This window comes from Leucobacter sp. Ag1 (assembly GCF_000980875.1).
GTDB lineage: Bacteria > Actinomycetota > Actinomycetes > Actinomycetales > Microbacteriaceae > Leucobacter > Leucobacter iarius.
In genome coordinates, this window is sequence record NZ_LAYO01000098.1 from 53,734 (window position 1) to 67,451 (window position 13,718).

At 69.9% G+C, this 13,718-nt stretch carries 12 protein-coding genes; 4 read left to right on the forward strand and 8 right to left on the reverse strand.

Annotated features, from left to right (window positions below):
* Positions 1-38 precede the first annotated feature (38 nt).
* From XM48_RS09715 to XM48_RS09725, 3 genes are all read right to left on the reverse strand, one after another.
* Positions 39-710, reverse strand: a complete 672-nt coding sequence (locus XM48_RS09715; protein WP_046455604.1) for a response regulator transcription factor — start codon at positions 708-710, stop codon at positions 39-41.
* A 98-nt stretch (positions 711-808) separates the two neighbouring features.
* Complete coding sequence (locus XM48_RS09720; RefSeq protein ID WP_046455605.1) at positions 809-2,221, reverse strand: APC family permease; 1,413 nt, start codon at positions 2,219-2,221, stop codon at positions 809-811.
* 28 nt (positions 2,222-2,249) lie between these two features.
* The gene (locus XM48_RS09725) at positions 2,250-3,971 is read right to left on the reverse strand and encodes an amidohydrolase (protein WP_046455606.1); all 1,722 of its coding nucleotides are present in this window, start codon (positions 3,969-3,971) and stop codon (positions 2,250-2,252) included.
* 179 nt (positions 3,972-4,150) lie between these two features.
* Here XM48_RS09725 and XM48_RS09730 point away from each other — a divergent pair, with 179 nt between their 5' ends.
* Positions 4,151-4,747, forward strand: a complete 597-nt coding sequence (locus XM48_RS09730) for a TetR/AcrR family transcriptional regulator (RefSeq protein WP_046455607.1) — start codon at positions 4,151-4,153, stop codon at positions 4,745-4,747.
* A gap of 974 nt (positions 4,748-5,721) precedes the next feature.
* The gene (locus XM48_RS16985; protein ID WP_052961424.1) at positions 5,722-6,207 is read left to right on the forward strand and encodes a hypothetical protein; all 486 of its coding nucleotides are present in this window, start codon (positions 5,722-5,724) and stop codon (positions 6,205-6,207) included.
* A gap of 66 nt (positions 6,208-6,273) precedes the next feature.
* Here the strand turns inward: XM48_RS16985 and ilvA are convergent, their stop codons facing one another.
* A complete protein-coding gene (gene ilvA / locus XM48_RS09740; RefSeq protein ID WP_046455608.1) occupies positions 6,274-7,518 on the reverse strand; it encodes a threonine ammonia-lyase in 1,245 nt (414 codons plus the stop codon).
* Entirely contained in the window at positions 7,515-8,723 is a 1,209-nt protein-coding gene (locus XM48_RS09745) for an AI-2E family transporter (protein ID WP_046455609.1), read from the reverse strand. The genes ilvA and XM48_RS09745 overlap by 4 nt, the downstream gene beginning before the upstream one ends.
* Positions 8,724-8,788: 65 nt before the next feature.
* On the opposite strand from XM48_RS09745, the gene XM48_RS09750 reads away from it, so the two are divergent.
* Positions 8,789-9,985 (forward strand): winged helix-turn-helix domain-containing protein, encoded by a 1,197-nt coding sequence (locus XM48_RS09750; RefSeq protein ID WP_046455610.1) that lies wholly within the window; start codon positions 8,789-8,791, stop codon positions 9,983-9,985.
* A gap of 10 nt (positions 9,986-9,995) precedes the next feature.
* On the opposite strand, the gene XM48_RS09755 is transcribed toward XM48_RS09750, so the two are convergent.
* From XM48_RS09755 to XM48_RS09765, 3 genes are read right to left on the reverse strand one after another with little or no spacing between them, the layout of a single operon-like run.
* Positions 9,996-11,402 (reverse strand): aldehyde dehydrogenase family protein, encoded by a 1,407-nt coding sequence (locus tag XM48_RS09755; protein WP_046455611.1) that lies wholly within the window; start codon positions 11,400-11,402, stop codon positions 9,996-9,998.
* A 48-nt stretch (positions 11,403-11,450) separates the two neighbouring features.
* The gene (locus XM48_RS09760; protein ID WP_037441855.1) at positions 11,451-11,747 is read right to left on the reverse strand and encodes a hypothetical protein; all 297 of its coding nucleotides are present in this window, start codon (positions 11,745-11,747) and stop codon (positions 11,451-11,453) included.
* Positions 11,744-13,111, reverse strand: a complete 1,368-nt coding sequence (locus XM48_RS09765) for an inorganic phosphate transporter (RefSeq protein ID WP_046455612.1) — start codon at positions 13,109-13,111, stop codon at positions 11,744-11,746. The genes XM48_RS09760 and XM48_RS09765 overlap by 4 nt, the downstream gene beginning before the upstream one ends.
* A 283-nt stretch (positions 13,112-13,394) precedes the next feature.
* Between XM48_RS09765 and XM48_RS09770 the strand changes: the two genes are divergently transcribed.
* Complete coding sequence (locus XM48_RS09770; protein WP_046455613.1) at positions 13,395-13,670, forward strand: mycoredoxin; 276 nt, start codon at positions 13,395-13,397, stop codon at positions 13,668-13,670.
* Positions 13,671-13,718: the final 48 nt, after the last annotated feature.

Sequence of the window (13,718 nt, forward strand, 5' to 3'; positions counted from 1 at the left end):
GGGATCAGGAGGACGAGGATGAGCCGTTGCCGCACGGGTCAGACGCCCGTCAGCCGATAGCCGACCCCGCGGACCGTCGCGATGAGCGAGGGGCGTTCGAGCTTGCGTCGGACCGATCCGACGTGCACTTCGAGCGAACGGCTGAAGCCGTTCCAGTCGCTGCCCCAGACCTCTCGGATGATCCGGTCGCGGGGAACGACGACCCCCGGGTACCGCACGAGGACCGCGATGATGTCGAACTCCTTCGGCGTCAGATCGATCGGAGCCCCGTCGACCAGCACCAGGCGGTTCGCGAGGTCGATGTACACCCCGTCGACGGAGAACCCCGAGCTGTGCTCGGCGTCCGTCGGCAGCGTGCGCGAGCGTCGGGTCACCGCCTCGATGCGCGCCACGAGCTCTCGGACGTCGTAGGGCTTCACGACGAAGTCGTCGGCGCCCGCGTGGAAACCCTTGATCCGCTCCTCGACGTGGCTCCGCGCGGTGGCCACGATGATCGGCACTCCGGAGAGGCCGCGGATGCGGCGGCAGACGTCGAGGCCGTCCATATCGGGCAGGCCGAGGTCGAGCAGCACGGCATCGGTGTCCGCGCCGAGCGCCTCCAGCGCGGCGGCACCGGTACCGACCCGGTCGATGTCGAACCCGGCCTGCCGCAGGAACGCACCCAGCGCGTCCGCAACGCGCTCGTCGTCTTCAACGATCAGGATCTTCATGCCGGTCTTCTCCGCCCGCTCGGGAGCACCCCCAGACTAATCCAGGGCGGAGAGGGCGGCGAATCAGCCGGCCCCGGGGAGAACCCCGGGGCGGACCGCTACTCGTACATGCCGATGTTGATGGGCCCCGTCAGGTCCGGTGCCGGGGTCCTGAAGCCGCGGGTCTTGATCAGGAGGTAGACCAGGCCGATCGCGGCCCAGATCCCGCCGACGATCATCGACAGGCCGTCGAGACTGAACCAGAGCCAGACGTTGATCGCGACGCCGATGGCCGGCACCACGACGAACGCGAGCCAGGGGCCCGGGCCGCGGCGCCTGAGGAATTTGAAGAAGGTGAAGATCACCGACAGGTTCACGAAGGCGAAGGCGACGAACGCGCCGAAGTTGACCATCGCGGTCACCTGTACGAGGTCGATGAACAGCGCGCCGAGCGCAATCACCGCAACCAGCAGCACGTTCGCCACGGGCACGCCGGTGCGCGCGTTGACCCCGCCGAAGAGGCGCTTCGGCAGCGCGCCGTCGCGACCCATCGCGTAGAGCAGGCGAGCCGCGCTCATCTGCTGCGTGAGCCCGCAGCCGAGCACCGACATCATGTAGCCGCCGACGAAGAAGGCCTGGAACGCGGCCCCGCCGATGTACTTCGCCATGGTCGGCGAGGCGCCCACGATGTTGCCGAGCTCCGTCACGTCGGGGAACAGCGTCTGCATCACGTAGGTCACGGTCATGAAGAAGGCACCGGCCGCGATCACGATGATGAAGATCGCGCGGGGCACGTCCCGGGTCGGCCGCTCGGCCTCCTCGGCCAGCGTCGAGACGGCGTCGAAGCCGAGGAACGACACTGCGAGGATCGCGGCTCCCGCGGTGATCGCCGCGGGCTGGATGTCGCCGGAGAAGAACGGCGTCGCCGAGAATGCGGCCCCGTTCTCGCCGCGCGCGATGTTGACGAGCGTGAAGATCACGAAGGCGAGCGCGACCACGAGCTGGATTCCGACGAGGATCATGTTCATGCTCGCCGCCAACTTCACACCGACGAGGTTCAGCGCGGTGCTGATCCCGACCGTGAGCACGACCCACACCCAGAACGGCACCTCGGGCAGCAGCGCACCCATGTAGATCGCCGACAGCACCGCGTTGAGCAGCGGCAGCAGCAGGTAGTCGAGCGTCGCGGCCCAGCCGACCAGGAAGCCCAGGTGCGGGTTGATCGCCTCCTTCACGTAGGTGTAGGCGGATCCCGCGATCGGGAAGAACCGCACCATGCGCGAGTAGCTGAACGCGGTGAACAGCACCGCGATCATCACCACGAGGTAGGCCAGCGGGACGTGGCCGGAGGTCGCCTCCGAGACGATCCCGAACATGTCGAACACCGCGAGCGGCGCCAGGTAGGCGAGCCCGATGAACACCAGGTGGCGGAGCTTCAGCGTGCGCTTGAGCTGACCGGGCTGGTGCGTGATCGCGTGAGCGAGCTGGTCGTCACCGGCGGCGACGGCGGAGTGGGATGGCAGCGTTGACATCGTGGGTCCTCGGTTCGGGTCTGGCTGATCAGTGTGAGTGGGAGTGGCCGTGGTGGTCGCCGACGGGCTCGCCGCAGCTCTGCCCGGCCCCGCCGGGATCCTTCGCGCCGGCCGCCGCGGCGGAACCGTCGAGCTCGCCGCGCGCGTCGTGGATCGGGGATCCGCCCACGACGGTGAGGTCGGCGCTCTGCTCGAGGATCTCGGCGGGCTCCATGCCGTAGAGGTCGCCCGACCAGACGACGAGGTCGGCCAGGTAGCCCGTCTTGAGCATGCCGACGGCGTCCTCGCGGTGGAACGCCTCGGCCCCGCCCTTCGTGTAGGCCTCGAGCGTGCGGTCGAGGTCGAGCCGCTCCCCCAGGGTCCACGCGTCGCTGCCGTCGAGGCGCGCGCGGGTCATCGCCGCGTACACGCCGACGAGCGGATCCATCTCGCCGACCTGCCAGTCGCTCGAGAAGGTAACCCGGGCACCCGACTCGATCATCGAGCGGTAGCGCCACGCGCGATCCCAGCGGGCCTCGCCCACGTTCTCCATCCAGGTGCCGGCGACGAGATCGGGCGACGAGTGCCGCGGCTGCATAGCGGCGACGACGCCGAGCTCGGCGAAGCGCGGCAGATCCTCGGGGGCGAGGCACTCGACGTGCACGATCCCGTGGCGGGCGTCGCGCGCGCCATTGGCCCGCTGCGCGGCCTCGATCGAATCGAGGGTGAGGCGGATCCCCCAGTCGCCGGTCGCGTGGGTGTGCACCTGGTAGCCGAGGCGATCGAGCTCGACGAAGAGCTTGGTGAACTCGGTGGGTTCGAGGCTCGTGTGGCCGCGGTGCCCCGGACGGTTCGCGTAGTCCTCGAGCATCGCGGCGGTGTGGGGCTCGATCACGTCATCGGCGTAGAGCTTGACCGGGCCGAGCGAGAAGCGCTCGTGCTGCGGGGTCTCGCGGATCGCCTCCGTGATGCGCGAGCGGAAGTCGCCGTCGGCGCCGACCGGGTGGTAGATCGCGGCGATCGTGCGGGAGGTGAGCTTGCCCTCGCGCTCGGCGCGGGCGAACAGGTCGAGCTCGGCGAGCGGCACCTGCGGCTCGACGACGGTCGTGATGCCGACCTTCGCCGCCATGTCGAGGCTGTTCACGATCTTGTTGTAGCGGCGATCCGGCGAGTACATCGGGATATCGCGCTGCAGCTCGGCGAGACCGTCGATCGTCATGGCGCTCGTGTAGAAGTCGGTGACCCAGCCGGTCGGCTCGCCCGTGGTCGGGTCGATCTCGGGGTTGCCCCAGGCGATGTCGCCCCCGTTCAGGATCCCGAGCTTCGCCATCGCCGGGCGGTTCAGCCACACCGAATGCTGGTCGTAGGTCGTGATGAAGACCGGCCTGTCGGTCGTGCCGACGAGGTCGTCGGCATTGGGACGGCGGCCCTCGACCACGGAGTAGAGCGCGTTCTCGGCGCAGATCCAGTCGAGCCCGGGGTGGGTCTCCGCGAACTCGGCGATGCGCTGACGCACGATGTCGAGGCTCTGCACCTGGTCGAGGCTGACGGCCAGGTCGTCGAAGCCGAGCAGCAGGTGGTTGTGGGTGTCGGCGACGCCCGGGGTCACGAGGCGGCCCTCGAGCTGGATCGTGCGCCGGGCGGCCGGAGCATCGGCCGAGGATCCCACGTAGCTGATGCGGTCGCCGGTCACGCCGAGCGCCTCGGCCCACGGCTGCGCCGGGTCGAAGGTGCGGATGCGTCCGCCGGTGTAGAGGGTGTCGACGGCCATGTCATCTCCTGCTGCGTTGGGGTCCGCACCCCCTGTTCGTCCGCTTTCGCGTACGTTTCGGGGTGGCGCGGCGAGTTCTTTTACTCCAGAGTAAATTAATTTACTCAGATGTCAAGAAACCCGGTTCGCGGCTCGGCGCGCACCCTGATCCACGAGGTGGTGGCTGGCATACTGGCTGCATGGCACGCCCCAGCACGCAGAAGCAGCGCCGCATCGAAGTCGTCGATGCGGCGCTCGCCGCCGCCGCCGAGCACGGCCTCCGCAACCTCTCCCTCACCGACGTCGCCAACCAGGCCGGCGTGACCCGGGGCGCGCTGCTCTACTACTACGAGGACCTCGACGCGATCCTCGTCGAGGCGCACGCCGCCGGCATGCACCGAGTCGGAGCCGACCGCGCCGCGCTCGTCGCCGCAGCGCAGGACCCGGCCGAGCAGCTCGCGATCGCGATCGACGCGGGCCTGCCGAGCGGGCCCGACGATGCGCTCATGCGGCTGCTCTACGAGTTCGACGTGCTCGCCGGCAAATCGCCCCTGCACGACGAACTCGTGCAGCGGCTCTACCGCGAACAGCTCGAGCTGTACCGCGGGATCCTCGCCGCAGGCGTCGCCTCGGAAGCGTTCGCGCTCGCCGGGCCGCTCGACGACATCGCGATGAACCTCGTCGCGCTCGAGGACGCCTACGGCCTGCACATCGTCGCCGGCGGCAGCATCACCGTCGCCGACGCGCAGCGCGCGATCCGGCTCGCCGCGACGCAGGCGGGGGCGACGCCGGCGTAGGGGTCGGGGCGGCGTTGGCGTCTGTCGCTTGGCACCGTTGGACGGCTTCTCGACGTTCGGATGCCCTATCGTCGCGCGACTCGCCGTCCACTCGTCGGGAAAGCGTCCACTCGTTAGGGAGACATCCACTCGTCGCCAGGCCGTCCGCCCCTCACCACGATCGGACGGCTTCTCGACGTTCGGATGCCCGAGCACCGCGCGACTCGCCGTCCACACGCCGCCAGGCCGTCCGATGGTCCGAGCGCTCTCCCCTCCGGCGACTCGCACGATCAGCCGCTCACAAGGCGCGCCCTCGCTTCATCGCGCGCGGGTCTCTCCACAATCGGTCGATTCGAGGGACGCTGCCCAATCCGCTCGACCAGACTCGGTCCATGTCAGTCGCCTCCGCATTCGCCGCACTCGCCCCACAGGTCCTCGATCGCTCCGGCCTGCTCCGCACGGGGATCCCCGAGCGTGCAATTCCCGCCGCGATCAGCTCGGGTGGACTCCTCCGGCTCCGCCGCGGCTGGTACATCGACGCCCCGACCTGGAATCAGGCGGACGATCTGGACCGTCAGGTCGCCGCGATTCTGGCGTCGACCCGAGCTTCCGAGAGCCAACGCCGACGGGCGCCCTCCGGGGATCCGGTCATCTCCCATCGCTCGGCCGCAACCCTGCACGATCTCCCGATCTGGTCCCGATGGATCCGAGCCGGCGCACCGCCCGCGCCTCCTGAACTGGTGCAGGTCTCGGCCTCCCCCACCTCACGGGGAAACGCAGGGCGTTCGACGAAGCGTCATCGAGTCCGCCTCGCGAGCTCCGACGTCGAGGTCGTTCAAGGCATCCGCCGCACCACGCTGCAACGAACCCTGTTCGATCTCGCTCGAACCGAACCGTTTCCGATCGCCCTCGCCTGCGCAGACTCCGCACTCCGGAGGTCGTCTCGTTCCGGCTACCGCGTTGACACCACCGCGTGGAGGACCTGGCGCCGAGACATGCTCGATCGCGCAGCGCAATTCCCGCGCGGACCGGGGGTCCGAGCAGTCCGGGCGCTCGCCGAGCTCGCGCACCCCCTGGCCGACTCCCCGCTCGAGAGCGTGAGCCGGCTCCGGTTGCTGCAACTCGGAATCGACGTGGAACCGCAATATCCGGTCCCGGCGGAGGACGGCGGCACACTGCGCCTCGACTTCCGCTTCAACGGGCTCGAGATATTCGGTGAATGCGATGGGCGCGTGAAGTACCTGGACGAGGATCTGAGAGGAGGACGGACCGCCGACGAGATCGCCTTTGCCGAGAAGCTTCGACACGACTGGATCTGTGGGACAACGGGCATGCGCGGAGTCCGGTGGGGTGCACCGCAGGCGGCGACTGCTCGCCGGCTCGAGGCGAGGCTCCGCGCGTTCCACGTCCCGGTCCCCGGAACGGCAACCCTGGCACACGGGCGGGACATCGCCGAGTTCTTGAATCGGCTCCCGCGATGAGCTTCTGTCTGCTCGACGGGAGTCGCCCAGCAGAAGCCGATCAGCAGACGCGCACCGGCAGGCCGATCAGTACTTCTCGCCCACGCGGACCGTGTAGCCGGCATCGCGGAGCGCCTGCGCGACCGCTTCGCCGTGCTCGTGCCCCCGGGTCTCGATGTGCAGTTCCAGTTCGACCTCGCTGATGGGCAGCTCGGTCGCGTGACGCGTGTGGATCACCTCGACGACGTTCGCGTTGGCCTCCGCGACGATCGACGCCGTGCGCACCAGCTGGCCGGGGATATCGGGCAGCAGGATCCGGAGCTTCATGTATCGCGCCGAGGCCGCGAGGCCGTGGCCGATCACGCGCTGCAGCAGCAGCGGGTCGATGTTGCCGCCCGAGAGGATCGTCGCCGTGGGGCCGCTCGCGTTGATCTTGCCGGCGAGTATGGCCGCGACACCGGCGGCGCCCGCGGGTTCCACGACGAGCTTCGCCCGCTCGAGCAGCACGACGATCGCCCGGGCGATGTCGTCGTCGCTCACGGTCACGATCTCATCGACGTAGTCGCGGACCATCTCGAAGGTCAGGTCGCCCGGGCGCGCGACGGCGATGCCGTCGGCGATGGTCGGCTTCGTCTTCACGGTCACCGGGTGCCCGGCCACGATCGACCGCACGAACGGGGAGGCGTTCTCAGCCTGCACGCCGATGATGCGCATCGGACGGCCCTCGCGCTCGGCGCGAAGCTTCGCGGCGGCGGCGACGCCCGAGATGAGCCCGCCTCCGCCGATCGGGACCACGATCGTCTCGATGTCGGGCGCGGCCTCGAGCATCTCGAGCGCGACCGTCCCCTGGCCGGCGATCACCGCGGGGTGATCGAACGGCGGGATGAAGGTCGCACCGGTCTCGCGCACGAACGCCTGCGCCGCGACGTTCGTCTCGTCGAAGATCTGGCCCTCGAGCACGACGTCGGCGCCGTAGTTGCGCGTTGCCTGCAGCTTCGGCAGCGCGACGCCGAGGGGTGTGAAGATCGTGGCCTTGATGCCGAGCTCGCGCGCCGCGAACGCGACACCCTGCGCGTGGTTGCCTGCCGAGGCCGCGACGACGCCGCGCGCCCGCTCCTCCTCGGTGAGCTGCGAGAGCCGGTTGTAGGCGCCGCGGAGCTTGTACGCGCCCGTGCGCTGGAGGTTCTCGCACTTCAGGTAGACGGTCGGCACGCCGAGGATCTCGGCGAGGTAGCGCGAGGTCTCCAGCGGGGTGCGCTGCGTGACGCGGTGCACGATCGGGAGGGCCGCCTCGAACTCCTCGAGCCCGGGGGCGACGAACTGCTCGGTCATGCTGCTCCGTTCCTGCGGCCGAGTCGGGCCGCGTGCCTGGCCCGCTGCTTGACGAGCCGCGTGCGTTTCTCGTTGTTGTGGAAGTCGTCCACCGGATCCCTGCCGGATTCCCACCTGCGGTGGGCGAGCACGTTGACCACCGAATTGGCGGCCGCCGCGATCGGCACCGCGAAGAGCGCGCCGGGGATCCCCGCCAGCAGCGCGCCCGTGGCAACCGCGAGCACGACGCCGAGCGGGTGCACCTGCACCGCGTTCCCCATGATGAGGGGCTGCAGCACGTGGCTCTCGAGCTGATGCACGAGGATCACGACGATGAGCAGGATCAGCGCATTGATCGGGCCGTTGTAGACGAGCGCGACGAACACCGCGACCGCTCCCGTGCTGATCGCACCGAGGAACGGGATGAACGATCCGAGGAAGACGAGGATGCCGATCGGCACGGCGAGCGGGACGCCCAGCAGGGCCGATCCGACCCCGATGCCGATCGCGTTGACGAGCGCCACGAGGATCTGCACCCGGGCGTACTGCCCGACCGAGACCCAGCCCGCGCGGCCCGCGGTGTCCACGGGAGCGTGCGCGCTCTTCGGCAGGAAGCCGAGCACCCAGAACCAGATGCGCTTGCCGTCGAACAGCAGGAAGATCAGCGAGAACAGGGTCAGCAGGCTGCCCGTGATGAAGTGGCCGGCCCCCGTCGCGATGCCCAGCGCTCCGCTCCAGATCTCGGACTGGTGATCCTGGATCGCCTTCAACCCCTGGTCGAGGTAGCCCTGGATCTTGTCCGCCGAGATGCCGAACGGACCGGATTCGAGCCAGGCGAGGGCGCCCTGCAGCGAGGTCTCCGCCTTCGCCGCCACGTCGTCGAACCCGTTGCGGAACTGACTCACGATGAGCCAGACGAGCAGGGTCACGGAGGCGATGAGCGCGAGCAGCGCCGCGACCACCCCCATCCAACGCGGCATGCCACGGCGTTCGAACCAGCGCACGATCGGCTCGAGCAGCGCCGTGAGCAGGATCGCGATGAGCACCGGGATCACGATGATGCGGACCTGGGCGATGAGCCAGAGCAGGGCCGCGCACGCGAGACCGATCGCGATGAGACGCCACGACCAGGCGGCCGCGACGCGCACGCCGAGCGGAAGCTCCTGCGCTGCGTTCCGGCCCGTCTCCGCTTCGGGAGCGCCGGTTTCTGGTGAGGTGTCTGCCACGGTCACATCCTAGTGACCGCGCCTGCGCCGACCGGAATGTCTGCGGTGCCCGATAGGCTCCCGCCATGCCCGAGACCCTCACCCCGGCCGAAGCCCGACGCACCGCGCTCGCAGCGCAGGGCTTCTCGGCGAGCGCGCGGCTCCGTTCCAGACGTCCGTTCGATCCCGCGCTCGAGCGCCTGCACGTGCTGCAGATCGACTCCGTCAACGTATTCGCGCGCAGCCACTACCTCCCGGTCTTCTCGCGCCACGGCGCCTACGACTCCGACGCCCTCGACCGGCACCTCTGGCAGGGCGGCGGGTTCACCGAGTACTGGGCGCACGAGGCCGCCTTCATCCCCGTCGACGACCGTCCGCTCTTCTCCTGGCGCATGGATGACTACCGCGAACGGCACCGCGCCGACGGCCGCAGCGAGGCTCTCTCCGGCGCCATCTCCGCAGTCCGTTCCGCGCTGGCCGACCGCGGTCCGCAGTTCGTGCGCGATCTCGAGACCGGGCCGCGCGAGCGCCGCGGCCCCTGGTGGGACTGGAGCGACACGAAGCGCGCCGTCGAGATCCTCTTCGCGTCCGGCGAGGTCGTGAGCGCCGGGCGGGAACGCTTCGAGCGCCGCTACGCGCTGGCCGAGCAGGTGCTGCCCGAGTCCGCGCTCGGCGCAGTCCCCCGCGCCGAGGCGCAGCGCGCGCTCATCGAACAGGCCGCCCGCTCGCTCGGCGTCGGCACGCTCGCCGACCTCGCCGACTACCACCGGCTCAAGTCGGGTCCCGCGAAGTCCGCGGTCGCCGACCTCGAAGAGGCGGGCATCCTGATCCCCGTGCGCGTGAACGGCTGGAACGGCTCGAACGGCAAGCCGCTGCCCGCATGGATCCATCGCGACGCGCGGGTGCCGAGCAGGCTCGCTCCCGACGCGCTGCTCACCCCATTCGACCCGGTCTGCTGGTTCCGTCCGCGCGCGGAGCGCATGTTCGACTTCCATTACCGCATCGAGATCTACACGCCGAAGGAGCAACGGCAGTTCGGCTACTACTGCCTCCCCCTCATGGTGGGCGGCCGGTTGGCCGGACGCATCGATCTCAAGGCCGACCGCGCCGAGCGCGAACTCCTCGTGCAGGCCGCCTGGCAGGAGCCCGGAGCTCCCTCGCGCACCGCGGAAGCCGCTCAGCAATTGCTCGCGCGTGCGGCGGCCTGGCAGGGCCTCTCAGCGGTGCGGACAACGGGCGTGGGCAATCTGCCGCTCCCCGGGAGCTTCGACCCGAGACCCTGAGCACCGATCCTCAGCGCAGCTTGCCCAGCCAGCGCCGCACCAGCTGGTCCTTGCCCGCGGTGAACGGCGGCATGATCGTCGCGGCGAGGGTGTCGGGCGCGAGCGGCTTCGACAGCACCGCCTTCTCGTGGCTGAACACGCGGAACGAGCGCGCCCCGTGGTACGCACCCATCCCGCTCGGCCCGACCCCGCCGAACGGCAGCTCGGGCACCGTGAGGTGCAGCACGGGAGCGCCGAAGGTGAGCGCGCCCGAGCTCGTCTCCTGCTCCCACCGGCGGCGCACATCGGCGCGCTCGGTGAACACGTAGGCGCTGAGCGGTTTGTCGCGTCCGTTCACGAAGCCCAGCGCCGCATCGAGACCCGAGACCTCGACGAGGGGCAGGATGGGCCCGAAGATCTCGTCGTTCATGACCGGCGACTCGGGCGAGACTCCGCGCAGCACGGTCGGTTCGATGAAGCGATCTGCGGCATCGCTGCGCCCGCCGGCCACGACCTCACCGTCGCGCAGGTAGCCGACGAGCCGCTCGAACTGCGCGTCGTTGACGATGCGCCCGTAGTCGGGATTCTGCGCGACCGCACTGCCGTAGAGCTCGTGGATCGCATCGGACAGCGCGGGAGCGAGCCGGCGCAGCACGTCCGCCGTGCCGAGCACGTAGTCGGGGGCGACGCAGGTCTGCCCGGCGTTCAGGTACTTCGCCCAGACGATGCGCCGCGCCGCGGCCAGCAGCGGGACGGAGTCGTCGACGTAGACGGGCGACTTGCCGCCGAGTTCGAGCGTCACGGGCGTCAAGTGCTCGGCCGCAGCGTGCGCGACGATCCGCCCGACCCGCCCGTTGCCGGTGTAGAAGATGTGGTCGAAGCGCTCGGCGAGCAGCGCCGTGGTCTCGGGCACGCCGCCCTCGACCACCGCGACCGCGCGGCGGTCGACGTACTCGGGCAGCAGACGGGCGATCGTGCTCGAGGTCGCCGGGGCGAGCTCGCTCGGCTTCACGACGGCCGCGTTGCCCGCGGCGAGGGCGCCGATCAGCGGCGAGAGCGCCAGCATCAGCGGGTAGTTCCACGGCGCGATGATGAGCACGACGCCGAGCGGCTCGGCGACGACCTTGGCCGCGGCTGGCTGCAGCATGAGCGGGACCCCGACCCTGCGGGGCCGCATCCACCGGCCCAGCTCGCCGAGCGCGTGGTCGATCTCGGCCACGAGGAACCCGATCTCCGCGAGCTGCGACTCGATGGCCGGCTTGCCCAGGTCGGCGAGCAGCGCCGCCTCGAAGTCCGTGCCGCGCTCGACGAGCATGCGGCGCAGCCCCTCGAGCTGCAGCCGCCGCCAGGCCTCGGGCCGGGTGGTCCCCTGCGCGAAACCGTAGCGCAGGCCTCCGACGATCTCGGTGATGGCGGGGATCGATGCGACGTCGCTCATGCGCTCACCTTACTGTCGACGGCTGGCAAGAGCGAGCGGCCCGGGGCCCTACTTGTGGAAGATCGGGATGATCAGGTAGATGCCCGCCAGCACGCACAACGCGGAGAGCCCGAAGCAGATGTTCGCGGCGATCTGCGCCCAGCTGGGACGCCCGGATCCTTCCAGGTCGTCCTCCTCGTCGTCGCGCGACGGGCCGTTCGGTTCGCGGGTTCCGTCCTCGCGCAGCGGCGCGGGCGCCGGGATCGCGAGGAAGCGGATGCCGAGCGCGTAGAGCCCGACGACCACGCACGCCGAGACGAGCGCCGCGATGAAGACCTGCAGGAATGCGATCCAGTCGATGGTCATTTGTCGTTCTCCTCGTCACCGGCGGCGCGAGCGGCGCGTTCGTTCGTGCGGATCGCGGCGCGCTCGACCGCCCGGATCTGCCGTTCCGCGTCGTCCGCGGCCTGCTCCGCCGCGCGAGCCGCGTGATCGGAGCGCACCGCCGACTTCGCGATCGGGGTGAGCGGCGGGATCGTTCCGGTCTCGGTCGGGACCGGCTTGACCTTGCCCCGCTTGCGGATGCGGACTGCGTAGCCGGACTCGGCGACGTCGGGCACGTTGATCGCGTTGGAGTGGTCGACCTTGTTGCGGCTCGACCGCCAGAAGATGAAGAGGATGAAGAGGAGGCCGAGGACGGCGTCGATGATCACGCCGGTCGTGCCGAGGCCCTGGGCGAGCAGCGCAGCGAGCGCGCCGACGATCGCGGCCGAGGGCAGCGTGAAGAGCCAGCCGAGCGCGATGCGGCCGACGGTGCGCCAGCGGACGCTGGATCCGCGACGGCCGAGTCCCGAACCGATGACGGAGCCGGAGGCGACCTGGGTGGTCGAGAGCGCGAAGCCGAGGTGGCTCGACGCGAGGATCGTGGCGGCGGTGCTCGTCTCGGCGGCGAAGCCCTGCGCGGGCTTCACTTGGGTGAGCCCCGCGCCGAGCGTGCGGATGATGCGCCAGCCGCCCGAGTAGGTACCGATCGCGATCGCGAGGGCGCAGGCGACGATGACCCAGAGCTGCGGTCCCGTGCCGGGCGCCTGGGTGCCCGCCGCGACGAGGGTGAGCGTGATGACGCCCATCGTCTTCTGCGCGTCGTTCGTGCCGTGCGCGAGGGCGATCAGCGAGGAGGAGGCGATCTGCGCGAAGCGGAAGTGGCCGCGACCGTCCTTCTTGCCGTCGTGCCTGCGCGTGATCGCGTAGGCGATCTTGGTGGCGACGAAGGCGACGAGGCCCGCGGTGAGCGGAGCGGCCAGCGCGGGGATGATGACCTTCGAGAGCACGCCGCCGAAGTTGATGGCTCCGACGCCCGCCCCGACGAGCGCGGCGCCGATGAGGCCGCCGAAGAGCGCGTGCGAGGAGCTGGAGGGCAGGCCGTAGAGCCAGGTGAGCAGGTTCCACACGATGGCACCGATGAGGCCGGCGAAGATCAGCTCGGGTGTGATGAGCACCCCGCCGTCGCCCTCGTTGATGATGCCGCCGGAGATGGTCTTGGCAACCTCGGTCGACAGGAACGCCCCGACCAGGTTGAGGATCGCGGCCAGCAGCACGGCGACCTTGGGCTTGAGCGCACCCGTCGCGATGGGGGTGGCCATCGCGTTCGCGGTGTCGTGGAAGCCGTTGGTGAAATCGAAGAAGAGCGCCAGTACGATGACCAGCGACACGATGAGGGTGATCTCCACCGGTGTCTTTCGTTCGAGGCGGATTCGGTCTACGCCCGGAGCAGTTCTCGGTGGAGGCGGATCGCGCCCCGCACCCCGCCTTTGCGCGCGCGTGAATCATCGTTCCACCTCGATTCCGGCGGGTCAAGTCACGCGCGGTTTTCCGCGCATTCCGTACCCGTTCGCCGCGTGTTCCCCGGCCGTTCACCGGCGTCGTCCCGCGGCGGGACCGCGACCGGGCCCGCGACCGGATCCGCGCGGAATGCGGCCGGGCCGCGTATCGTTGCACCGAACGGAGGCAATCATGCAACAGGAGTTCGTCCCCGAAGCGGGAACGATCACGATGTTCTCGACCGAGTGGTGCGGGTACTGCAAGCGGCTCAAGACCATGCTCGACCGCACGGGCATCGGCTACGAGATCGTCGACATCGAGCAGACCCCGGGCACCGAGGAGCTCGTCAAGGCGGTCAACGGCGGCAATGCGGTCGTGCCCACGGTGGTCTTCCCCGACGGCACCACCGCGACGAATCCGTCGCTCCCCGAGGTGCAGCAGCGCCTCGAGGCAGCAGCACAGGTCTGACACGAAACGGCGGAGGGGACGAGCGAGCGCTCGTCCCCTCCGCCGTTT